At 54.9% G+C, this 20,972-nt stretch carries 24 protein-coding genes and 1 pseudogene; 9 read left to right on the top strand and 16 right to left on the bottom strand.

Annotation, left to right across the window (positions count from 1 at the left end; translation table 11 throughout):
* Positions 1-12 precede the first annotated feature (12 nt).
* Positions 13-975 carry an FAD:protein FMN transferase gene (locus O1724_RS14655; protein WP_104469377.1) on the top strand — a complete coding sequence of 321 codons (963 nt, stop codon included), beginning with the start codon at positions 13-15 and terminating at the stop codon, positions 973-975.
* Here O1724_RS14655 and dcuR read toward each other — a convergent pair.
* Both dcuR and O1724_RS14645 read right to left on the bottom strand, forming a co-directional pair.
* On the bottom strand, positions 956-1,675 hold the full coding sequence (gene dcuR / locus O1724_RS14650) for a two-component system response regulator DcuR (protein ID WP_003859556.1): 720 nt from the start codon (positions 1,673-1,675) through the stop codon (positions 956-958). The genes O1724_RS14655 and dcuR overlap by 20 nt on opposite strands.
* Positions 1,672-3,288, bottom strand: coding sequence for a sensor histidine kinase (locus O1724_RS14645; protein WP_032659246.1), 1,617 nt, complete (start codon positions 3,286-3,288; stop codon positions 1,672-1,674). Before O1724_RS14645 ends, dcuR begins: the two co-directional genes overlap by 4 nt.
* A 153-nt stretch (positions 3,289-3,441) precedes the next feature.
* Between O1724_RS14645 and O1724_RS14640 the strand changes: the two genes are divergently transcribed.
* Positions 3,442-4,305 (top strand): N-acetylmuramic acid 6-phosphate etherase, encoded by an 864-nt coding sequence (locus tag O1724_RS14640; protein ID WP_045896106.1) that lies wholly within the window; start codon positions 3,442-3,444, stop codon positions 4,303-4,305.
* Positions 4,306-4,359: 54 nt separating this feature from the next.
* Here the strand turns inward: O1724_RS14640 and ompC are convergent, their stop codons facing one another.
* On the bottom strand, positions 4,360-5,526 hold the full coding sequence (gene ompC / locus O1724_RS14635) for a porin OmpC (protein WP_032659241.1): 1,167 nt from the start codon (positions 5,524-5,526) through the stop codon (positions 4,360-4,362).
* Between the two features lie 284 nt (positions 5,527-5,810).
* Here ompC and O1724_RS14630 point away from each other — a divergent pair, with 284 nt between their 5' ends.
* From O1724_RS14630 to O1724_RS14620, 3 genes are read left to right on the top strand one after another with little or no spacing between them, the layout of a single operon-like run.
* On the top strand, positions 5,811-6,512 hold the full coding sequence (locus O1724_RS14630) for a phosphohydrolase (RefSeq protein WP_023324909.1): 702 nt from the start codon (positions 5,811-5,813) through the stop codon (positions 6,510-6,512).
* A 43-nt stretch (positions 6,513-6,555) separates the two neighbouring features.
* Positions 6,556-7,989: a DNA cytosine methyltransferase gene (locus O1724_RS14625; protein WP_057979973.1), complete on the top strand. Its 1,434-nt coding sequence runs from the start codon at positions 6,556-6,558 to the stop codon at positions 7,987-7,989.
* Positions 7,970-8,461 carry a very short patch repair endonuclease gene (locus tag O1724_RS14620; protein WP_023324908.1) on the top strand — a complete coding sequence of 164 codons (492 nt, stop codon included), beginning with the start codon at positions 7,970-7,972 and terminating at the stop codon, positions 8,459-8,461. Before O1724_RS14625 ends, O1724_RS14620 begins: the two co-directional genes overlap by 20 nt.
* Here the strand turns inward: O1724_RS14620 and yedA are convergent.
* Positions 8,433-9,347 carry a drug/metabolite exporter YedA gene (yedA, locus tag O1724_RS14615; RefSeq protein ID WP_003859569.1) on the bottom strand — a complete coding sequence of 305 codons (915 nt, stop codon included), beginning with the start codon at positions 9,345-9,347 and terminating at the stop codon, positions 8,433-8,435. The genes O1724_RS14620 and yedA overlap by 29 nt on opposite strands.
* Before the next feature lie 178 nt (positions 9,348-9,525).
* Between yedA and O1724_RS14610 the strand changes: the two genes are divergently transcribed.
* From O1724_RS14610 to dgcQ, 3 genes are all read left to right on the top strand, one after another.
* On the top strand, positions 9,526-10,437 hold the full coding sequence (locus tag O1724_RS14610; protein WP_003859571.1) for a DUF808 domain-containing protein: 912 nt from the start codon (positions 9,526-9,528) through the stop codon (positions 10,435-10,437).
* A 77-nt stretch (positions 10,438-10,514) separates the two neighbouring features.
* Positions 10,515-10,697 carry a YodC family protein gene (locus O1724_RS14605; RefSeq protein ID WP_479983889.1) on the top strand — a complete coding sequence of 61 codons (183 nt, stop codon included), beginning with the start codon at positions 10,515-10,517 and terminating at the stop codon, positions 10,695-10,697.
* Positions 10,698-10,781: 84 nt separating this feature from the next.
* Complete coding sequence (dgcQ, locus tag O1724_RS14600; protein WP_003859577.1) at positions 10,782-12,482, top strand: cellulose biosynthesis regulator diguanylate cyclase DgcQ; 1,701 nt, start codon at positions 10,782-10,784, stop codon at positions 12,480-12,482.
* Here dgcQ and O1724_RS14595 read toward each other — a convergent pair.
* Both O1724_RS14595 and yodD read right to left on the bottom strand, forming a co-directional pair.
* A complete protein-coding gene (locus O1724_RS14595) occupies positions 12,467-13,267 on the bottom strand; it encodes a mannosyl-3-phosphoglycerate phosphatase-related protein (protein WP_003859579.1) in 801 nt (266 codons plus the stop codon). The two genes, dgcQ and O1724_RS14595, sit on opposite strands and share 16 nt — an antisense overlap.
* Before the next feature lie 294 nt (positions 13,268-13,561).
* Complete coding sequence (gene yodD / locus O1724_RS14590; protein WP_126297396.1) at positions 13,562-13,789, bottom strand: YodD family peroxide/acid resistance protein; 228 nt, start codon at positions 13,787-13,789, stop codon at positions 13,562-13,564.
* Between the two features lie 128 nt (positions 13,790-13,917).
* On the opposite strand from yodD, the gene dsrB reads away from it, so the two are divergent.
* The gene (gene dsrB / locus O1724_RS14585; protein ID WP_003859583.1) at positions 13,918-14,106 is read left to right on the top strand and encodes a protein DsrB; all 189 of its coding nucleotides are present in this window, start codon (positions 13,918-13,920) and stop codon (positions 14,104-14,106) included.
* Between the two features lie 99 nt (positions 14,107-14,205).
* Here the strand turns inward: dsrB and rcsA are convergent, their stop codons facing one another.
* The 10 genes and pseudogenes from rcsA to fliJ all read right to left on the bottom strand — a co-directional run bounded on the left by rcsA (position 14,206) and on the right by fliJ (position 20,963).
* Complete coding sequence (gene rcsA / locus O1724_RS14580) at positions 14,206-14,829, bottom strand: transcriptional regulator RcsA (RefSeq protein WP_003859584.1); 624 nt, start codon at positions 14,827-14,829, stop codon at positions 14,206-14,208.
* 290 nt (positions 14,830-15,119) lie between these two features.
* Positions 15,120-15,912 (bottom strand): annotated as a pseudogene (gene fliR / locus O1724_RS14575) (flagellar biosynthetic protein FliR); the annotation flags it as partial.
* 6 nt (positions 15,913-15,918) lie between these two features.
* Positions 15,919-16,188, bottom strand: coding sequence for a flagellar biosynthesis protein FliQ (gene fliQ / locus O1724_RS14570; RefSeq protein ID WP_003859587.1), 270 nt, complete (start codon positions 16,186-16,188; stop codon positions 15,919-15,921).
* A gap of 10 nt (positions 16,189-16,198) precedes the next feature.
* The gene (gene fliP, locus O1724_RS14565; protein ID WP_003859589.1) at positions 16,199-16,936 is read right to left on the bottom strand and encodes a flagellar type III secretion system pore protein FliP; all 738 of its coding nucleotides are present in this window, start codon (positions 16,934-16,936) and stop codon (positions 16,199-16,201) included.
* Positions 16,936-17,310, bottom strand: a complete 375-nt coding sequence (gene fliO, locus O1724_RS14560) for a flagellar biosynthetic protein FliO (RefSeq protein WP_003859591.1) — start codon at positions 17,308-17,310, stop codon at positions 16,936-16,938. Before fliO ends, fliP begins: the two co-directional genes overlap by 1 nt.
* A 2-nt stretch (positions 17,311-17,312) precedes the next feature.
* Positions 17,313-17,726: a flagellar motor switch protein FliN gene (gene fliN / locus O1724_RS14555; protein ID WP_003859592.1), complete on the bottom strand. Its 414-nt coding sequence runs from the start codon at positions 17,724-17,726 to the stop codon at positions 17,313-17,315.
* Positions 17,723-18,727, bottom strand: a complete 1,005-nt coding sequence (fliM, locus tag O1724_RS14550; protein ID WP_003859594.1) for a flagellar motor switch protein FliM — start codon at positions 18,725-18,727, stop codon at positions 17,723-17,725. Before fliM ends, fliN begins: the two co-directional genes overlap by 4 nt.
* Before the next feature lie 4 nt (positions 18,728-18,731).
* Positions 18,732-19,202 (bottom strand): flagellar basal body-associated protein FliL, encoded by a 471-nt coding sequence (fliL, locus tag O1724_RS14545; protein ID WP_003859598.1) that lies wholly within the window; start codon positions 19,200-19,202, stop codon positions 18,732-18,734.
* A gap of 106 nt (positions 19,203-19,308) precedes the next feature.
* The gene (gene fliK / locus O1724_RS14540; protein WP_126297394.1) at positions 19,309-20,523 is read right to left on the bottom strand and encodes a flagellar hook length control protein FliK; all 1,215 of its coding nucleotides are present in this window, start codon (positions 20,521-20,523) and stop codon (positions 19,309-19,311) included.
* Positions 20,520-20,963: a flagellar export protein FliJ gene (gene fliJ / locus O1724_RS14535; protein ID WP_006811155.1), complete on the bottom strand. Its 444-nt coding sequence runs from the start codon at positions 20,961-20,963 to the stop codon at positions 20,520-20,522. The genes fliK and fliJ overlap by 4 nt, the downstream gene beginning before the upstream one ends.
* Between the last annotated feature and the right edge of the window lie 9 nt (positions 20,964-20,972).

Here is a 20,972-nt window from a genome sequence, read left to right as displayed (position 1 = left end):
AGGACTCATGCAATGCCTGATAGCCATCGCGTTTACAGCTACTCCGCCGTTCTGATGGGCTCGCCCATCCTCCTGAAACTCTTTTCCCATGACGAAGCGCTTGCCTCCCGCGTGTTTCGCCTGATCAAACAGTACGAAGATCTGCTCACCGTTAACCGTGCGCACTCCCAGGTAATGGACATCAACCATGCGGCCGGCCAGCATCCGGTTGCCGTCAGTCGTCCGGTGTTTGAGCTGATCCGCTGCGCGAAAGCGGCAAGCCTGCTTAAAGACAGCGCCTTTAACCTGGCGATCGGCCCGCTGGTGAAATGCTGGAAAATTGGCTTTAAGGGGGACGCGGTACCGCCCGCGGACGAGATCGCCGCCTTGATGGGCATCACGGATCCTGCGGACGTGGTGCTGGATGAAGCCAATAGCAACGTGTTTCTTACGCGCCAGGGAATGGAGATCGATCTGGGTGCTATTGCTAAAGGCTATATCGCCGACAGGGTGCGGGATCACCTGCATAAAGAGGGCGTTGAACTTGGGCTGATCAACCTTGGCGGCAACGTCCAGACGTTAGGTTCGCCGGAGGGCGGCTGGCGCGTCGGCCTGAAAAAACCGTTCGCCGGTGACGCGCTGATTGGCGCTATGACGGTAGAGAACCGGTCGGTGGTAACGTCAGGCACCTATGAGCGCTATTTCGAGCAGAACGGCAAACGTTATCACCACATACTTGACCCGCGCACCGGCTACCCGCTGGATAACGAACTGGACAGCGTGACGATTATTTCGCCAGACTCTCTCGACGGCGATATCTGGACCACGCTGATCTACGGCATGGGTGTGGAAAAGGGCTGCGCCGCGCTGCGTTCGCGCCCCGATATTGAAGCCATCTTTGTCACCAAAACAAAAGAAGTGGTGATCTCCTCGATGCACCACTTCCGTTTTACCCTTCTGGACGACAGCTACCGAATTACTGGCAGTACTGTTTGAGCAGTCCGACCTGTTCCGGCTGCAAACGGTAGCGATATACCGGTCGGCCGGTAGCGCCGTAATGAATGCTGGTGAACAGGATATTAATTTGCGCCAGCCAGATCAGGTATTTGCGGCAGGAGACGCGGGAAATGTTCACCGCATTCGCCAGATCGTCGGTGGAAAATTCTATCTCCGGATGGCTGTCGATCCACTGGCAAATGGTGCGCAGCGTCTGCGGCGTTAGGCCTTTCGGTAATTTTTTGCTGTCAGCCAGCTCCGGCGCGCCGCCGTGGATCAGCCTGTCGACGTCGGCCTGTTCATAATACTGATGCGATCCCATCAGGCTGCGCTTTGCCTTCCAGCCGTTCAGCGCCTCTTCAAAACGCGGGAACTGGAATGGTTTAATCAGGTAATCCACCACGCCATAGTGCATGGACGTCTGGATTGTTGCGGCGTCGGAGGCCGACGAGATCATGATGACGTCAATCGGGCGGCCCGACGCGCGAATGATGGGCAGCAGATCCAGCCCGTTATCCTGCTGCATATAGACATCCAGCAGCACCAGATCGATCGGCTGGCCTGGGTTGGCGATCAACGCCTCGGCCTGGTTGAGCGTGGAAGCGACGCCGCAGCAGCTAAAACCCTCAACGCGGTTAACATACAGACGGTTGAGGTCGGCTACCATGGCGTCATCATCGACAATTAACACATTTATCACGCGATATTCCTCTCGCTATCCCAGGGGATCTGAACAAAAAATTGGGTAAATACGCCAGGTTCAGACTCGACGGTAATATCTCCGCCCAGATTCTGGATCTGCTGACGCGCAAGGAACAGCCCAACGCCGCGGTTTTCACCTTTTGTTGAGTAGCCCTTTGTAAAAATAGCCTCCAGCCGCTCGGGATCAATACCGGGACCGTCATCGCTGACCTCACCGCTCAGCCAGCCGTTCTGATAATGCAGCAGCAGGCCGATCTCGCCTTCCGGCTGGCCTTCCATCGCATCCAGGGCATTTTCGATTAAATTGCCCAGCACGGTGATCAGCACCGCAACCTGCTCTTCATTGGCGGTGTCAGGAAGCTGACTCTCCTCCGCCAGCGTCAGGGTCACTCCAGCCTCTTTGGCGCGGTTAATTTTACCCAGCAGGAAACCCGCAATGACCGGCGATTTAACTTTGCGCTGTATCGCGCCGATATCCGTCTGATAATTCTGCGCGGTCTGGATGATGTACTCCTCCAGCTTATCGTAGCGCTTCATGTGCAGCAGGCCGAGGATCACGTGCAGCTTGTTCATAAACTCATGCGTATGGGAGCGCAGGGCATCAACATAGTTGACCATGCCATCGATACGCTGCATTAACTGGCTGATTTCGGTCTTATCGCGGAAGGTGCTGATTGCCCCGATCACCTGATTCTGGCTTTTCACGGGGACCATGTTGCACAGCAGTAGCCGTCCGTTACAGCCGATCTCCTGATCCTGGCGAGCAATGCCGGTTTTCGCCACTTCCCGCAGGCTGGCCAGCAGTGGTTCGCCGCTGCTCTCGGAGTGCTCACCCGAGCTCAGGAGCAAAATCTCTCTGGCGGTGTGGTTAATCATCGTCACGCGCCCGTGCATATCCACGGCCATCACGCCTTCGCGCAGGGACTGCAACATGGCCTGGCGCTGCTCAAAGAGGGCTGAGATCTCGTAAGGCTCCAGCCCAAAGAGGATACGCTTCAGCACCCGGACCAGACCCCATATCGCCACCGAGCTCATCAGAACGCTGAATAAGATGGTCCACACGGCGTTGAGCCGCCCGCGGGCAATCTGATCTTCAACTTTATTCAGCGAAATACCCACCACCACCACGCCGATCTGGTCGTGCTGGTCGTCATACACGGGGGTAAAGACGCGCAGCGCTTCCGCGAGCGCACCGCGGTTAACGGAGACGTTCTCTTTCCCTTCCAGGGCGGGCGTCAGATCGTCGCCAATAAAATGCAAACCTAACAGCGCTTCGTTTGGATGGGAATAGCGGATCCCACGCAGGTCGGTGACCACGGTAAACAGCAAGTCGTTGCGCTTCGTCACCGCCTCGGCTATCGGCTGGATGATGCCAGCCTGCGGCGATTCCATCAGGCCACGCTTGATCTCCGGGCTGTCGGCCAGCGTCCGGGCGATACCCAGCGCGGTATCTTTCACGTCATCGCGCGTGGCGCGGGTGATCTGCACAGAGTAGAGCGCGAAGACCACCAGCAGCACCGAGCCGATAATCGCGCACACCATCAGCGTAACCAGCGTATTCAGCTTCATAGGGCGCTTGCGCGTCGGGGGGAAGGGCTGCAAATCGCTCATTAACACTCCGCGATGAAAAAGAAAGGGCTAATTATCGCTGATGACGGGCGTTTCATAAAGCCATGTAAAGAGAGGCGTTTCGTGAGCCTCCTCTCAGGTGACCTATATAAAACACTTTATAGTGTGTGGGTACTCATAATAAGGAGGCAGTTTATGAGCATTATGCTTACCGGTACGGCCAGGGAAAGACGGCACGCCAGCACGATGAACATCGACAGATTATCGACGCTGGATATGCTTAACGTCATACACCAGGATGACGCGCAAATCTCTTCTGCACTTACCCCACACTTAAGTATGCTGGCCCGCGTGGTGGATAACGCGGCGGCGACGCTTAGCCACGGCGGACGTCTGGTGCTGACCGGCGCGGGCGCGTCCGGACGCATGGCTGAGCAGGCGGCAGAAGCGTTTGCGCCGGGCAAACACCCCGTCATTGCGTTAACAGCAGGTGATAACGCCGGAAGCTACGCGAGCGGCGTTGCCGACCTTCAGACGATAGAATTTGGCGAGCATGACATGATGCTGGCGCTGTCCGTCAGCGGCAAAACCCCATGGATATGGGGCGCGATGCGTCATGCGTGGTCTCTGGGCTCAACGGTTGCGCTCATTACGGAGGATGCGCAAAGTGAAGCGGCGCAGCTGGCGAGTATGGTCATTGCTCCCGATCTGGGCGCGGATGTGGTGGCCGGGTATACCAACGCTAAAGCAGGCATTGCGCAAAGCATGATCCTGCATATGGTCACCACCGGTCTGGCGATACGGACAGGACGGGTGTACAGCAACCTGCGCGTTGATCTGGAGGCAAGCAACACCAGATGGGCCGAACGACAAATTGCCATTGTGATGGAAGCGGGGGGATGTAGCCGGGCGCAGGCGAAGGCCGCGCTGGAAAGCTGTAACCACCAGTGCAAAACGGCGGTACTGATGGTGCTGACGGGTCTGAATGCCTGGAAAGCGCATGAATTGCTGGCGCAGAATAACGGGTTTGTTCGCCTGGCCTTGCAGGAAGCGCCATAACATTTCAGCGTCAAATAAAAAAGCCCGCGTTGCGGGCTTTGCTATTTATGGGGATCAGAACTGGTAGATCATACCGATGCCAACGATGTCATCGGTAGCAATACCGTTGTCATTGTAGAAGGCATCATCTTCGTCCAGCAGGTTGATTTTATAATCAACGTAGGTGGAGAAGTTCTTGTTGAAGCTGTAGGTCATGCCCACGTCGATATAGTTAACCAGATCCTGGTCTACATAGTCATAACCATTGCCTGGATGATAATCGTTACCACCCAAATCGATGCCTTTAGAATAGACCCACGCCAGGGATGGACGCAGACCGAAGTCAAACTGGTACTGTGCTACGGCTTCAAAGTTCTGGGTTTTGTTGGCGATGCCATCGTTGCCGTACGGAGTCATGTTACGGGTTTCCGCATACATCATGGCCAGGTAGACATCATTAGCATCGTATTTAGCGCCGATTGTCCACGCTTCCGCACGTTCACCGCCAGCATATTTGCTGAAGCGGTTATAGGTGCCAGCGCCGTAAGCGACCTGGTCGTTAGTACGGTCAGAGGAAGAATAAGCCGCACCCAGCGTCAGGCCGAAATCGAAGTCATAGGTGGTAGACATACCGAAGCCGTCGCCGTTCTGGAAACGAACATCATCATGACCGTTTTTGGTGCCTTCCTGATTTTCGTTTGCGTTAGCACCTTCGTTAGCACCCTGGTATTGCAGCGCAAAGTTCAGGCCGTCGACCAGACCGAAGAAGTCATTATTACGGTAGGTCGCCACACCGTTAGTACGGCCAACCATATAGTTGTCGGTCCAGGTATAGGAGTCGCCACCAAATACCGGCAGCATATCTGTCCAGGCTTCAACGTCATACACGACGCCGTAATTACGGCCATAATCGAATGAGCCATATTCGCCGTATTTCAGGCCAGCAAAGGCCAGACGGTTAAAAGAGGTGTCGCCTGCGCCTTCGGTATCGTTAGCGTAGGTTTTATATTCCCACTGGCCGTAACCTGTCAGGTCGTTCGTGATCTGCGTTTCGCCTTTGAAACCCACCTGTACATAGGTTTCATCGCCGTCGTCGCCTGGGTTGTCGGAGAAGGTATGACGCGCATCAACCTTACCGTACAGGTCAACTTTGTTGCCGTTTTTGTTATACATTTCCGCTGCATTTGCTGCGCCAGCCATTAATAACGCGGGTACGAGAATTGCCAGAACTTTTCTTTTCATTATATATTCCCTTTAAATATAAATTGTCTGAATATATGTAATTACCCTCCGTAACTACATGACTGATACTATTCTATGGATTATTATTTAGGTTCAAAAATAAATGTAATTAAACTGGTAAAAATATTACAAAATATTTCTTTTTATCTCTTTATTTTTCATGTGAATTAATTAATTGAAAATATAGCGGGTAATTATTATTAAGTATTTCGTAATTCTATTTATTAAAGATTTTGATTCGGATGTATTATAATTCACTCTCTTTTGAGCAACAGGATGGGATGATGGAACTTGCGCAGTGGCAGCACCGTTATGAGCGCTGGCTCGACGAAAATCATTTTACTGATGATGCGGCGCACGATATCGCCCATTTTCGCCGCGTCTGGATGACGGCGCAGGGTATTATGGCTGACGAGGATAGCGATCCGCTGGTTGTGTTGACCGCATGCTACTTCCATGACATTGTCAGCCTGCCGAAAAATCACCCGGAACGTAGCCACTCCTCGCGGCTGGCAGCGCGAAAAACGCGCGAGATCCTCAGTCGCGACTTTCCTGATTTTCCGCCGGATCGTTATGCAGCCGTTGAGCATGCTATTGAAGCGCACAGCTTCAGTGCCGGTATCGCGCCGCAAAGCCTGGAGGCCAAAATTGTGCAGGATGCCGACCGGCTGGAGGCGTTAGGCGCTATCGGCCTGGCGCGCGTCTTTGCCGTCTCCGGTGCGCTGGGCGCCGCGCTGTTTGATGCCGACGACCCGTTCGCCGGAACACGAGCGCTGGATGATAAAGCCTTCGCGCTCGACCACTTTCAGACCAAACTCCTGCGCCTGCCGGACACTATGCAAACCGCGCGGGGGCGCAAACTTGCGCGTCACAATGCCGATTTTCTGATCCAGTTTATGGCGAAGCTGAGTGCCGAATTACAGGGCGATTACCTCGGAACCGACAGCCAGATATTGACCCATTTCCGTCGCAGTGTGCGATCCTGAACTGTGGTACTCTGTTTTCTGTCTTTATTGTCCGGTTAAGAGAATGCAGGAAAATCGATCAGTGACTGTGCCCGCGCCTGAGCGGGTTGAGAAATCAACGGCAGCCGTGCAGGCACTCCTGCGTCAGCTGCTGGAAATGTATGATGCTAAAACGCTGGCAAACCAGCTGGTGGCCCATGGCGAGAGTCACTGGAGCCCGGCGATACTCAAGCGGTTGCTGATAAGCGACAGGGCAGGGCACCGCCTGAGCGACGGCGAGTTCCGTTATCTGCGCAACCTGCTGCCGCGTCCTCCTGCTGCGCATCCGAATTATGCCTTTCGATTTATCGATCTCTTTGCCGGTATCGGCGGCATTCGCCATGGCTTTGAAGCTATTGGCGGGCAGTGTGTGTTCACCAGTGAATGGAATAAACATGCCGTCCGTACCTATAAAGCCAACTGGTATTGCGACCCCGACGCGCACCAGTTCAACGCGGATATTCGTGATGTCACGCTGAGCCACAAAACTGGCGTCAGCGATGAAGAGGCCGCCGAACACATTCGCAATACCATTCCGGCGCACGATGTGCTGCTGGCAGGCTTTCCGTGTCAGCCGTTCTCGCTGGCTGGCGTGTCGAAAAAGAACGCGCTGGGACGCGCACACGGCTTTGCCTGTGATACGCAGGGCACACTGTTTTTTGACGTTGCCCGGATTATTGATGCCCGCCGCCCGGCAATTTTTGTGCTGGAGAACGTCAAGAATTTAAAGAGTCATGACGGCGGCAAAACCTTCCGCATTATCATGCAAACGCTGGATGAACTGGGTTACGACGTGGCGGATGCAGAGGATATGGGGCCGGACGATCCGAAAATTATCGACGGTAAACACTTCCTGCCACAGCACCGCGAACGTATTGTGCTGGTGGGCTTCCGCCGCGATCTCAACCTGAAAGGCGATTTTACGCTGCGTGATTTGCCTTCGCTGTATCCGGCGCGCCGCCCGACGGTAGCCGATCTGCTGGAGCCGGCCGTCGATGCAAAATTCATTCTGACCCCGGTGCTGTGGAAATACCTCTATCGCTATGCCAAAAAGCATCAGGCCAAAGGCAATGGCTTTGGGTTTGGCATGGTCAATCCGCTTAATCCTGACAGCGTGACGCGTACGCTGTCGGCGCGCTATTACAAAGATGGCGCGGAAATTCTTATCGATCGGGGCTGGGATAAGGCGCTGGGCGAAAAAGATTTCGACGATCCACAGAACCAACAGCACCGACCGCGGCGCTTAACGCCGCGCGAGTGCGCTCGCTTAATGGGCTTTGAGACGCCGCAGGGCTACAGTTTTCGCATCCCCGTGTCGGACACCCAGGCCTATCGTCAGTTTGGCAACTCGGTGGTAGTGCCCGCCTTTGCCGCCGTAGCTAAACTGCTGGCCTCACGTATCAGCAAGGCCGTTCAGCTTCGTCAGAGTGAGGCCGTCAATGGCGGACGTTCACAATAAGGCCACGCGCAGTAAAAACATGCGTGCCATCGGCACGCGTGATACCGCGATCGAAAAACGGATCGCGGGCCTCCTGACCGCCGTCGGGTTTGAATTCAGGGTTCAGGATGCCACGCTTGCCGGGCGTCCTGATTTCGTCATCGACGCGTACCAGTGCATCATCTTTACCCACGGCTGTTTCTGGCATCATCATGACTGCTATCTGTTTAAAGTCCCGGCGACACGCACCGACTTCTGGCTGGACAAAATTGGCAGGAACGTCGAGCGTGATAAACGCGATGTTTCGCAGCTTTACGCTCAGGGCTGGCGGGTGCTGATTGTCTGGGAGTGCGCGCTGCGCGGAAGAATGAAGCTGAATGACGTGGAACTGACGGAGCGGCTGGAAGAGTGGATCTGCGGCGGCGGTCAGGCCGCGCAGATCGATACCCAGGGCATTCACCCGATCACGGTTTCTCCACCTCACACGTCGTAACAATCGGTTTCGCGGGCAGCAAATATTTACCCAGCGTGACCAGCACCACGGCAAAGACAATCACGCCCAGCGCCAGCCATTCAATCGTCGACAGCACTTCGCCCGCAAAACCGGTACCCAGCAGCACGGCCACCACCGGGTTAACGTAGGCGTAGCTGGTGGCAACCGCCGGTGAGACGTTGCGGATCAGGTACATATAGGCGTTAATGGCGATAATGGAGCCAAACAGCGCCAGATACCCGACGGCCAGGAAACCTGAAAGGTCTGGCATCGCCGTCAGTTTTTCACCCGTCAACGCGGAGGCCATCAGCAGCACAATGCCTGCCGCGAGCATCTCAATGGCACCCGCCATCATCCCGGAAGGCAGCTCGATGCGGGAACCGTAGACCGAGCCGAAGGCCCAGCTCATGGAGCCGATCATGATCAGAACGGCAGCCCAGGGGTTCCCGCTCAGGTTACCGCCGCTGTTCAGCAGGATGATACCCACAAGCCCAATCGCGATGCCCAGCCATTCGAGCTTACGGGTGCGGATCCCGAAGAGACGACTAAAGCAGAGCGTAAACAGCGGCACGGTCGCGACGACCACGGCGGCGATGCCCGACGGTACGTTCTGGTGCTCGGCGACGGTTACCGCGCCATTGCCCACCGCCAGCAGCAGCAGGCCAATCAGGGCGGCGTTAAGCAAGGGACGCAGCGGCGGTAGCCTGTGGCCGCGCAGCAATAAAAATGCCATCAGCAGCACGCCGGCCGTAAGGAAACGAATACCGGCCATCATCAGCGGGGGCCAGCTTTCCACGCCTATACGAATGACAAAATAGGTGGATCCCCAGATGATATAAAGAGAAAAGAGTGCTCCAATGAGCGGTAATAAATGCCGAAAACGCATAGTCCCTCACGACGAAATAAAAAGTTCGCTCATAGTTAACGCCAAAACTATCGGGCTGGCGAGTGCTTTAATTGTGTAGTTAATGTGAAATTTTTGTTGACGTGAGGTGCCTGTTTCCGGGCGGTGAGTTTTGTTCCATACTATTCACTTAATTAGCAAAAAAAGAAGGATAGAGATTTTGGCAGGAAGTAGCTTATTAACATTGCTGGATGATATCGCCACCTTGCTGGATGACATTTCGGTTATGGGAAAACTGGCGGCGAAAAAAACCGCCGGGGTACTGGGAGATGATTTGTCGTTGAACGCGCAGCAGGTCAGCGGCGTGCGGGCGAACCGTGAGTTGCCGGTGGTGTGGGGCGTAGCGAAAGGGTCCTTTATTAACAAGGTGATCCTCGTTCCGCTGGCGTTGCTGATTAGCGCCTTTATACCCTGGGCCATTACGCCCCTGCTGATGATTGGCGGGGCGTTCCTGTGCTTCGAGGGTGCCGAAAAAGTGTTGCATATGTTCGCTGCACGCAAAGAGAAAGACACCCCGGAAATGCGCCAGCAGCGTCTGGAAGCGCTGGCCGCGCAGGATCCAAAAACGTTCGAGCGCGATAAGGTCAAAGGCGCGATCCGTACTGACTTCATCCTCTCGGCCGAAATTGTGGCGATTACGCTGGGGATCGTCTCAGAAGCCCCTCTGATGAACCAGGTGCTGATCCTGTCCGGCATTGCGATCCTCGTGACGATAGGGGTTTATGGTCTGGTCGGGCTGATCGTCAAGCTGGACGATATCGGATTCTGGCTGGAAAAAAAATCCAGCGCAATTGCGCGCGGCATCGGGAAAAGCCTGCTGGTGGTAGCGCCGTGGCTGATGAAAACCTTATCCGTGGTGGGAACCCTGGCAATGTTCCTGGTCGGCGGCGGAATTATCGTGCACGGTGTTGCTTCGCTGCATCACATGATTGAACATTTTGCGTCAGGCCAGGGAGCGGTAGTCGCTGCGATCCTGCCCACACTGCTTAACCTCGTGCTGGGCTTTATCGTCGGTCTGATTGTGGTAGCCGTTGTTAAGTTGGTTGAAAAAGTACGCGGGAAATCGCATTAATTATTGCTGACCCCGGGTGCAAAAAGACTATTCCTCGTCTAAATTGAAAACGTTTCACCCTGATACAGGAGGCAGGTATGGTCTTTTTGATCAGTGATGAAGTTAAGCCTAAAAATGGTGGTCCAGGCATGATCGTCACCGGGTATTCCATCGGAATGGTGGAGTGTCGGTGGCATGATGGATACGGCATTAAGCGGGAGGCTTTTCGTGAAGACGAGCTTCAGCCTGCTAATAAAAGGCAAAAACGCGACAAGGCTTAATCACACAACGCCCGGCCTTGCCGGGCGTTTTTACTGGCAGAAGACTTATCATATCGGATGGTGAGCGACAATCAGGGAGTGTGTGTGCAGCACGATACCTTTGTTGTAAAACAATCTTTTTTGCAGTGGCTGCATAAGCGTAGCAATCCCAGTTTGATTGTTAACCTCTGTTTTATCGTTGTCCTGATTTTTTCCACTCTCCTGACCTGGCGCGAAGTTGTGGTACTGGAAGATGCTTATATCTCCAGCCAGCGTAACCATCTGGAAACGGTTGCCAGTGCGCTGGACAGACAGCTTCAGTTCAGCGTCGATAAAATGCTGTTTTTTCGCCACAGCATGCATGATGCGCTGGAAACGCCGCTGGCGTTTGGCGCGCTGCATGATGCGGTAAAGCGTTTTGCGCATTTGCGCACGTCTCCCACCTGGCAAATTGCGGTTGATAAACGGCGCACATTACCGATCAACGGTGTTTCGGATGCCTTCGTTGAAAAGACCACTCTTCTGAACCGTGATGATGAGTACCTTGATAATGAATTGTCCGCGGCGCTTGAAGTGGGGTATTTACTGCGTCTGGCATCCAGCCCTTCCCGCAACGAAGAGCGCGTGATTTATGTCTCTCGCGCCGGATTCTTTCTGGAAACGGATACGCCGGGAAATTCCAGCGATATCGTGCAGCGCTATTATCATCTGGTCACTCAGCCCTGGTTTACCCAACAGTCCGAGCGTGAAAACCGTGCGCGTGCCGTGCGCTGGTTTATCTCGCCGCCTTCCTCTTTTGTGGGCAAAAAGCCGCTGATTACCGCCAGCGTGCCGGTTTATTACCATCACGTCTGGTATGGCGTGGTGGCGATGGATTTCACCTTTGCCACCCTGCGTCGCCTGCTGGTGGAAGCCGTGGGCGATAACCCGGAAGGGGAATACCAGCTGTATGACAGCCGGCTTACCCTGCTTGCGACATCTGAGTCACCTGCTGTGGACGTTAATCATTTTGACGCGCGCGAATTAGCCCAAATAGCGCACGCGATAGAATCGGATTCCGAAGGCGGCATTCGTCTGGGGAGTCGTTTTGTCAGCTGGGAGCGTCTTGACCATTTTGATGGCGTCATCCTGCGCGTGCACACCCTGGATGAAGGGGTGCGCGGCGATTTCGGTAGCATCAGCATTGTGCTGGCATTGCTTTGGGCGCTGTTCACCGCGATGCTGCTCATCTCATGGCTGGTGATCCGGCGCATGGTCAGTAATATGTATTCGATGCAGAACTCGCTGCAATGGCAGGCCTGGCATGACCCTCTGACCCGGCTGAATAATCGTGGATCGCTGTTTGATCAGGCGAAAATACTGGCGAAGCAGTGTGAACAGCAGTCGCTGCCTTTCTCGGTCATTCAGATCGATCTTGACTGTTTCAAGAGTATCAATGATCGGTTCGGGCATCAGGCGGGTGATAAGGTGTTGTCCCATGCCGCGGGGCTGATTGCCAGCACCCTCCGTGATAAAGATATTGCCGGACGTGTCGGGGGGGAAGAGTTCTGTGTGGTGCTGCCCGGCATGACGCTTGAAGAGGCGGCGGAAGTCGCAGAGCAGATCCGCGAGCGTATCGACAGCAAAGAGATCCTGATTAAGAAAAGTACCACCCTGCGCGTGAGTGCGTCGTTTGGCGTCTCTGGTGCGCAGGAGAAGGGCAATTATCACTTCGAAAATCTGCAATCCACCGCCGATGCGCGTCTGTATGAGGCGAAACAGCGCGGGCGTAACCGGGTCATCTGGCAAGATCACCTCAAAAAGTAATCAAGTCCCTCGCACCAGCCGGTCGGCCCGGTGTGCTGAGTGTGATAAACCCGGGCTGGATCGTTGTTTATAAGGCTGATACCCTCCCGGTTGAAGCCTTTCACCACCACGGCGAAGCCTACGCTGTCCAGCAGCGGGGCATCATTGGGGCCGTCGCCCAGGCCCAGCGTCGTCGGTTCGTAGCCCTCGTGCAGGCGATACTGGTCCACAAGCCAGTGAACCGCCACGTCTTTGCCGCAGCAGGTGTCCAGAATATGCCAGAAGCGTGCACCCTGGACGATCTTCAGCCGCTGCCGGGCGAGTTCGGCGGCAAAGTATCTCATTTGTTCATCACTGTCACGCCAGATCAGCGTCACGGAAGCCTCGTGCTTGCGCGCAAGCACCGAACGGGGACGGCTCAGCCCGGTCCATTCGGCGACTACGTGCTCGTCCACATCATCGAAGGTGGTGAATTTCAGATGCATCTCCTGGCGTACCCGGGCAATACACTGCCGGATATCGTCATGCTTCTTTTCTGAGATGAACCGTGCGGCGTTTTCCCACCGTACGTCAGGCTGGATCACCGCGCCGTTTTCCGCAATGTAGGGCAGCCCGCCAAGCCCCAGTTCCTGCTGGATGTCATCCATCTCGGACGCGGTTTTGCTGCTGCACAGAATGACCGGTATCTGTTCATCCATTAATTTTTCCAGCCACGGGGCCGCAGGCTGCCAGTCAAGGGTGTGAAAATCCAACAGCGTGCCGTCGAGGTCGGTAAAGACAAGAAGAGTCTCCTCAAGCGAAGGCATAATGTCTCCCGGATAATGATTTTTCCTAAGAAAAATCTTAAAAAAATAGGCATTGAAGCGCCGTTTAAGTGGAAACGATCCCGACAAACCCACACGCGGCGCAGGTTTATACTCATAACCAAAATTCACATGTATAAAATATAATATTCGCTAAGAGAATATATGCTTGTAAGACAATTCTGTTGGGGATAATGTCTTACCTGCATCAGATTTCCTGGTGTAACGAATTTACAAGTGCTTCTTGCATAAGCAAGTTTGATCCCGGTCATCCCCTTGACCGGGATTTTTTTCGTCTTAGCGGTTCGTCTCCGAGACGCTAAAGTCATGGATATCCAGCTCGAATGCTTCAGCCAGTTCACGGTAGGTATGGTAATCCCGACCATTGACCACGACACGGTCTGAATTATCCTCCGCGCGATGAACTTCGGACTCACTAATTTGATTGATGGCGGCAAGCAGGGCATCGACATCCACTTCAACCTCACGCTTAATGGTGTCGCTGTACTCTTTGTCAGTCTTCATGGCGGGCTCCTCATTTAACCGTCTCAACAGCTAAGTATAGACCGCACACAAAAACGCCATTCGCGCCAGGCGGCGATGCCAGGCAATGTAATTTGTTCTACACTGGCTCAAAACCACAGGAGGAATGTATGAAGGTCAACGATCGGGTAACCGTCAAAACGGACGGTGGGCCGCGCCGCCCGGGCGTGGTTCTGGCAATAGAAGAGTTTAATGAAGGCACAATGTATCTGGTGTCGCTGGAAGATTACCCGCTCGGCATCTGGTTCTTCAACGAACTGGGGCACCCGGATGGGATCTTTGTGGAAACGGCGGAATAGGGCGGCGTCGGGGGCGTCTTCTCCCCGGCTCCGGCTGCTTAAAAGCAAAATCTCTGGCCAGGCCAGAGATCAAGGTAGGGTACAACATGGCCGTGCAAATTAGCGCATATTAACGAAAATCCCATTCGTCACATTATCTGTCAGGCGTACGACATGGTATATCACTTGCTTATTATGCGTTTTAATTTTCCTTTTAATATTTCCTTTGTGTGACGATACTGTTTTTGCCTTGATATTCATCTGGTCTGAGATCTGAATTGTCCCTTGTCCAGCCATCCACATTCTTAGCATACTTGATTCAGTTCTGCTTAATGATAGGGTGGGTAAGTTAATCGCCCCTACATTCTTAACTTCTTTATTCAAATAATCGCCCAGAATGTCATCAAGTGACTCTGGTTTAATCGATTTCGAGCTGATTAATAAGTTTTTACGCACCAACAAATACTCATCGAAATGAATATTGGCGATCGCCATAAAAACAATAAACAGGGTCTTAGGATGCTGATTAATGATCTGCTTAATGTGCTGACTGTTAGCGGGGTCGTGAATGAAACAGTCCTCATTAATAAACACCACGCCGGGCTTGTGGGCGTCACAAGCGGCTGCGAGTTCTTCAACGGTGTGTGCATCGTTGATGTCTCTCTTTCTAACCCCTCTGCTTGCTAAGTACCCGGTTAACCCTAGCCGGGTGTAGCTGCATAAATCCATAATGATCGTTGACATGGCATACCCTCACTCAATGCGTAACGATAATTCACCACCTGCCTGAGAGCTCATAAACAGCCATACGGGATGGAAAAAATCTAATAAAACCTGTGAGCATGACAAAGACTTTCAGGCGAACTCACTATCCCGTAAAGTTACGTATAATTTGCCAGGAATCATCTTAAAGTAAAGTAAATATTAAGTATTGTGAGGTGGTTAGAAACATTTAAACCGCGTCAGATATATCCTGGTAGATGTTTTTCGAGATTATTTTTAGGAATATCCTCAGAAAGACATTGCAAACACTGCGGGTTATTATTTGCGTGGTAGTTCGCTAACAATATCCGCTAACAGATTGAATATCTCACTGAATAAATGTTCGCAGAAGGGGGCGATAAGTGGCATCAATAATGACATTAATAAAAGGCCAACCGTCAACGTCACCGGAAAGCCGATGACGAATACCGACAGCTGCGGAGCCATTCGGTTGAGTAAACCTAATGCGAGGTTAACGGTGAGCAGCAGGGTAATGATCGGCAGCGCCAGCATCAGCCCGTTGAGGAAGATCAGCCCGGCAGCCCTCACCAGCGCCAGAAACGCGTTGCTGTTGACCGGGTTGTCGCCAATCGGCAGCGTGTGGAAGGTGTCCACCAGCACTGAGATGAGCCACAGGTGGCCGTTGAACGAGAGAAACAACAGCATCGCCAGCAGGTCGATAATACGTGCCAGCACGGGCATATTCAGGTGGCTGCCCGGGTCAACGAACGTCGCGAAAGACAGGCCCATTTGCAAACCGATAAGTTCACCCGCCGTTCGTACCGCGGCGAAGGCGAGCTGCATCGTGAACCCGACCGCCACGCCAATCATCACCTGTTGCAGGGCAATCCAGACGGCGTTCGGGGAAAAAATCGGAATATCCACCGCCGGCAGGGAAGGGGCAACGATAATCGTGATAACCATGCCCAGCCCAATTTTGACGCGTTTAGGCACCGACTTTTCACTGAGTATGGGGGCGGTGGAGATCAGCGCCATGATGCGCAGCATCGGCCAGAAATAGATCCCGAGCCACTGAACAAACTGATCGCTGGTGAAATGCAGCATCGTCCGTCAGCCGATGATGTAAGGCAGATTGGTGAACAGGTTGCGCATATAGTCCAGCAGCAAATTGAGCATCCATGGCCCGGCAACGATAATCGCCACGAAGACGGCAATGATCTTCGGGATGAACGACAGGGTCATTTCGTTAATCTGCGTGGCGGCCTGGAGAATACTGATAATCAGACCGGTGACTAGCGCAACCAGCAGCAGGGGCGCGGCGACGGCAATCGCGACTTTCATCGCCTCCGTGCCCATCATCATGACCGACTCAGGCGTCATTGCGCGCTCCTCAACTGTAGAAACTTTGCGCCAGCGAGCTGACCAGCAGCTGCCAGCCGTCGACCAGCACGAACAGCATGATCTTAAAGGGCAGGGCAATGGTCGCGGGCGGAACCATCATCATCCCGAGCGCCATCAGGACGCTGGCGATCACCAGGTCAATAATCAGGAACGGAATGAAAATGGTGAAGCCAATCTGGAACGCGGTTTTCAGCTCGCTGGTGACATACGCTGGCAGCAGGATGCGCATCGGCACCGCTTCCGGTCCCTGTAACTCGCCCGTGTTAGCGAGACGGGCAAACAGGGCCAAATCCGCTTCGCGCGTCTGGCGAAGCATAAATTCACGTAATGGCTGAGCCCCCTTTTCCAGGGCAACCTGCATGGAAATTTTATCTTCGCTGAACGGCTGGTACGCCTCGGTGTAAATCTTGTCGATAACCGGCGACATAATGAAAAAGGTCAGGAACAGGGCTAAACCCAGCAGCACCTGATTGGGCGGTGCGGACGGTGTGCCGAGCGCATTTCGCAGCAGACCAAACACAATGATGATGCGGGTGAAGCTGGTCATCATCAGCAAGATCGCCGGGATAAAGGTCAGCGAGGTGATGAACACCAGCGTCTGCACGGACAGGGACCAGCTTTGTCCCCCGTTCGCCAGCGGCGTGGAAACCAGCCCCGGCAGTTGCGCATACACAGAGGGCGCGAACAGGCCCAGGCCTGCCAGCGTAAGGAATAACAAACGGCGCATCAGGATCTCCCGGGACGCTTGAGCAAACTCTTCATAACGGACTGGAAATCCGCAGGGGCCTGGGCGTTAGCCTCCACCGTGGCAGGCGCAGGGGGCAGCGTGTGAAGAACGTTAATGCTGGAGGCGGTCACGCCCAGCACCAGTCGCGCATCTTCCACCTCCACAATGACCACGCGTTCGCGCGGTCCTAGCGGGGTGCTGGCGCTGACCTTCAACCCGCGGGTACCGGCCGTTTTCCCCGCCAGACCGAAACGCTTTGCCAGCCAGGCGGCGATAAGGATAAAGGCAATAATACCGAACAGCGCGCCGCTCACCTGGAGCAGCGGTGAGCCGGGTACGGCGGAGGGCGCGGACAGTGTTGCCTGGGTTTTCATACTTAACGGCTCAGACGACGCATACGTTCGGAAGGGGTAATGATGTCGGTGATACGTACGCCGTATTTATCGGCCACCACCACCACTTCGCCTTGTGCAATCAGGTAGCCGTTGATCAGAATATCCAGCGGCTCACCCGCTAAACCGTCAAGCGCCACCACGGAACCCTGCGTCAGGCGCAGCAGCTCTTTAATGGTCATGCGGGTACGACCCAGCTCAACGGTGAGCTTGACCGGAATGTCCATAATCAGGTCGATGTCCTGCAACGTGCCGCTGACGTCGCCGCCGCCTAACTGCTGAAAGACCGCGTCTGCCGCGCTTTTCGTCGGCGTCGTTTTCTGCTCGTTTAACGCGTCAGCCCACAGATCGTCCAGTGCTCCGCTGTTTTCATCGGACGGATTGTTCATGTCACTCATTTGGGCTGTTCCTCATTCAGCGAATTCAAAATCGGGTTGATCAAGTGCTCAACGCGTAACGCATACTGGCCGTTAATCGTGCCGTACTGGCTTGTCAGCACGGGTACGCCATCCACATGGGCAATAATGCGGTCGGGTTTATCTATCGGCAAAACGTCGCCGGGTTGTAATTTCAGGATCTGCGATAACCGCATGGAGATGTCGGCAAAGTTGGCTACCAGCTCCAGCTGCGAGTGCTGCACCTGACGCACCAGGTTCTCACGCCAGTTCTGATCTTCGTGACGTGAGTTCTCCAGCGGCGGGTTCACCAGCAGTTCGCGCAGCGGTTCAATCATGCTGAACGGCAGGCAGATGTTGAACTCGCCCGTCAGGTTGCCGATCTCGACGTGGAACGGGGTATTCACGACGATGTCATTCGGGGAGGTGGTGATGTTGGTAAATTTCACCTGCATCTCGGAACGCACGTACTCCACTTCCAGCGGATTAATCGCTTTCCACGCGTCGCTGTAGGATTCCAGCGCCAGCTTCAGCATGCGGTTAATCACGCGCTGTTCGGTATGGGTAAACTCGCGGCCTTCCACTTTGGTCGGGAAACGACCATCGCCACCGAACAGGTTGTCCACTGCGATGAACACCAGGCTTGGCGAAAACACCACCAGGCCGGTACCGCGCAGCGGTTTCAGATGGATCAGGTTAAGGTTGGTTGGCACCGGCAGGTTGCGGGCAAACTCATGATACGGCTGAATGCGGATGGCACCGACGGTGATATCCGGGCTACGACGCAGCAGGTTAAACAGCCCCATACGGAACTGACGTGCGAAACGTTCGTTGATGATCTCCAGCGCCTGTAAACGCTCGCGCACCACGCGACGCTGGGTATTGGGATCGTAGGGACGAATATTATCGTCGCCGGTCAGACCCGGTTTCGGTTCGTCACTCTTATCGCTGTCGCCGTTGAGCAGCGCATCGATTTCTGCCTGAGAAAGAATACTGTCGCCCATGTCGTTACCGCAGAATGAAGGCTGTATACAGAACGTCAGTGACTTCCTGCTTAGGTTGGCCGTTTACCAGCGGGGTCGCCAGCGTCTGTTTGATGGCATCGACCAGCTTTTGCTTGCCCACATCGGTGGCGAGCGCGGAGGCATCCTGACGAGAAAACAGCAGCAGCAGACGGCTACGCACTTCTGGCAGGTAGTCGTTCAGACGTGCACGGGTCGCTTCATCTTTCAGACGCAGCGTAATACCCACGTAAAGCACGCGATCCGCATCGCCCAGGTTCACGGTGAACGTATCCAGCGGGTAGAAGACCGGCGCCGGTGGAGGCGGCGCTTCAGCTTTGGCGGCCGCGCTGGAGGGTTCCTGCTGCATACGCCAGTAACTGTAGCCTGCGGTGGCGCAGGCCGCGAGGGTAATCAACACCAGCAGCGGGATCCAGATGGAACGCTTGCTTTTTTTGGTGATAGCGGAGTCTGTCATCTGATACGAGCTTCCTGTTTCGGTACAGCTTAATACGGTGATTATCCCGTGTCCGGCTTAGGTCAAAGCGTGGAAAAGACGGGGATAATCACGTTACCTCTGGCGTTTAGGCAAAGATGTCTACGGCACGGCTGCCGCGCGCGGCGGATTGCAGGGCGGCAGGGGCAGGCAATAACTCTTCACTCTCATCGTTAAACCCGCCATGCTGGCCGGAACGCGAAGCGTGCTGTTGCTGCCCGGATGAGGACTGCTGCTGCCCGGTAAAGCCCTCTCTGCTGACGCTGCTTTGGGAAAGCTGAATGCCGTTTTCCGCAAGCTGCGTGCGCAGGATCGGTAGGGCCGCTTCCAGCGCCGCGCGAACGTGGCTGTGGGGCGAAACCATCTGCAACTGTGCCTGGTTGTCATCCAGCTTAAGCGAAATTTGCACCTGACCCAGATCTTCCGGGTGCAGACGCAGCTCTGCGGTCTGCTGTCCCTGTCTGGTGAACAGGGTGATGTGCTGGCTCAGATTCTGCTGCCATTCGTGCGTGCCCAGCGGCTGGCTTAACACCGGCGCTGTCGCAACTGTAGCGGCAGGCTGTGAAGGCGCCAGGTGACTGACGATCGGGGCCAGCGTCGCGGTTGGGCTGGCGGCAGGCGACGCCGCGCTCGCTACGTCCTGCTTCTCCGCGACGGCGGCGACGGCTGGCGTAACGGCTGCCGTGGCGGGCAGCGAGGTGTCGCTGTCCTGAACCGGCATTTTTTCCTGACCCGTTAACGCATGGCTAAGCGGCTGATGCTGGCCGTTATCCGTCTGGGCTAGCGCAGAGGGGAGGGCGGCACGGGGGGCGATCTCCCCGGTGCTCGCAGGCTGCGTCGCTACCGGGGTGGTGGTCTGCTGGTGCGGTAACATCGCCATCAGCGCGCTTAACCCGGCCAGCTCCTCTTCTTCAGTCGTGGTCTCGCTGTTTGTTTTCGCCTCCGGCTGGGTTAGCGCCTTCAGCGCATCCGTATTCGCGGCGGGTTTTAGGCCGGAGACGAGGCTTTGCAGGGAGACGGCGGTATCTTCATCAGTTAGAGTCTCCTGACGGGAGAGCAGTTCGGCGATTTTGGCCTGGAGCGTGGTATCACCGTTTTTTTCCTTTGCCGCTGTCGAGAGCTTGCTGCCCGCCGCTTTCAGATCCGCCAGCGTCAGCGGGGCATCTTTGCCTTTGCCAGTGGTCTCGGTCAGCGCGCCCGCCAGCAGAGAGAGAAAATCTTGCGCGCCCTCAGCGCCTTTCCCGGCAAGCGTGCCGCCGGACGGGTCGCTGTCGGTCATCAGCAGTTGTTGCAGTGTGATCATTCAGGTTTCCTCATTGATGCGCGCTGGGCAAACTCATCCATTTTTTTCTGATCCAGACGGTTTTCCGCCAGGGTCGAGGCTGCAATCTGCCGGTCCTGTAGGGTTTGCCAGGCCTGCAACCGCTGTTTTTTCTCGCGCCAGAAATTCAGCGCGGTATCGACTTTTTGCGTCCACTGGTTGAGCTGCTGGCGATGCTGTTCAATCGCCTTTTCCAGCGTCTGGATAAACTGCTGATAGTTAATCCAGCGCTGGCTACCAATGCCCTGCGTCATGTCGGTGTTAAGGTTGGTGCGATATTCATGCTGATAGTCGATTAACATCTTCAACTGTTCTTCAGCCTGCTGGCACCCGCGTCGCATTGCGCCAAGCTGCAATGCGGCATCATCAACTTCTTTTTCAGCCAGATCTTTCAGCGTTGATAACGCGCTGTTCTGCGCCATGACCTTCGC

It is taken from the genome of Enterobacter cloacae complex sp. HYC074_NIDB (assembly GCF_056673345.1).
The sequence above is the reverse complement of the archived record's forward strand: the minus strand, read 5'-3'. Positions and strand labels throughout refer to the sequence as shown.

What these genes read in the sequence shown, in the direction of transcription:
- O1724_RS14620 (WP_023324908.1), top strand. Translation starts at nt 7,970, where the DNA reads ATGGCGGACGTTCACAATAAGGCCACGCGCAGTAAAAACATGCGTGCC.
- O1724_RS14630 (WP_023324909.1), top strand. Translation starts at nt 5,811, where the DNA reads ATGGAACTTGCGCAGTGGCAGCACCGTTATGAGCGCTGGCTCGACGAA.
- fliP (WP_003859589.1), bottom strand. Translation starts at nt 16,936, where the DNA reads ATGCGCCGTTTGTTATTCCTTACGCTGGCAGGCCTGGGCCTGTTCGCG.
- fliM (WP_003859594.1), bottom strand. Translation starts at nt 18,727, where the DNA reads ATGGGCGACAGTATTCTTTCTCAGGCAGAAATCGATGCGCTGCTCAAC.
- fliQ (WP_003859587.1), bottom strand. Translation starts at nt 16,188, where the DNA reads ATGACGCCTGAGTCGGTCATGATGATGGGCACGGAGGCGATGAAAGTC.
- O1724_RS14605 (WP_479983889.1), top strand. Translation starts at nt 10,515, where the DNA reads ATGGTCTTTTTGATCAGTGATGAAGTTAAGCCTAAAAATGGTGGTCCA.
- dsrB (WP_003859583.1), top strand. Translation starts at nt 13,918, where the DNA reads ATGAAGGTCAACGATCGGGTAACCGTCAAAACGGACGGTGGGCCGCGC.
- O1724_RS14645 (WP_032659246.1), bottom strand. Translation starts at nt 3,288, where the DNA reads ATGAGCGATTTGCAGCCCTTCCCCCCGACGCGCAAGCGCCCTATGAAG.
- O1724_RS14640 (WP_045896106.1), top strand. Translation starts at nt 3,442, where the DNA reads ATGAGCATTATGCTTACCGGTACGGCCAGGGAAAGACGGCACGCCAGC.
- O1724_RS14595 (WP_003859579.1), bottom strand. Translation starts at nt 13,267, where the DNA reads ATGCCTTCGCTTGAGGAGACTCTTCTTGTCTTTACCGACCTCGACGGC.
- fliL (WP_003859598.1), bottom strand. Translation starts at nt 19,202, where the DNA reads ATGACAGACTCCGCTATCACCAAAAAAAGCAAGCGTTCCATCTGGATC.
- fliO (WP_003859591.1), bottom strand. Translation starts at nt 17,310, where the DNA reads ATGAAAACCCAGGCAACACTGTCCGCGCCCTCCGCCGTACCCGGCTCA.
- yodD (WP_126297396.1), bottom strand. Translation starts at nt 13,789, where the DNA reads ATGAAGACTGACAAAGAGTACAGCGACACCATTAAGCGTGAGGTTGAA.
- yedA (WP_003859569.1), bottom strand. Translation starts at nt 9,347, where the DNA reads ATGCGTTTTCGGCATTTATTACCGCTCATTGGAGCACTCTTTTCTCTT.
- fliJ (WP_006811155.1), bottom strand. Translation starts at nt 20,963, where the DNA reads ATGGCGCAGAACAGCGCGTTATCAACGCTGAAAGATCTGGCTGAAAAA.
- fliN (WP_003859592.1), bottom strand. Translation starts at nt 17,726, where the DNA reads ATGAGTGACATGAACAATCCGTCCGATGAAAACAGCGGAGCACTGGAC.
- O1724_RS14655 (WP_104469377.1), top strand. Translation starts at nt 13, where the DNA reads ATGCCTGATAGCCATCGCGTTTACAGCTACTCCGCCGTTCTGATGGGC.
- fliK (WP_126297394.1), bottom strand. Translation starts at nt 20,523, where the DNA reads ATGATCACACTGCAACAACTGCTGATGACCGACAGCGACCCGTCCGGC.
- ompC (WP_032659241.1), bottom strand. Translation starts at nt 5,526, where the DNA reads ATGAAAAGAAAAGTTCTGGCAATTCTCGTACCCGCGTTATTAATGGCT.
- O1724_RS14625 (WP_057979973.1), top strand. Translation starts at nt 6,556, where the DNA reads ATGCAGGAAAATCGATCAGTGACTGTGCCCGCGCCTGAGCGGGTTGAG.
- rcsA (WP_003859584.1), bottom strand. Translation starts at nt 14,829, where the DNA reads ATGTCAACGATCATTATGGATTTATGCAGCTACACCCGGCTAGGGTTA.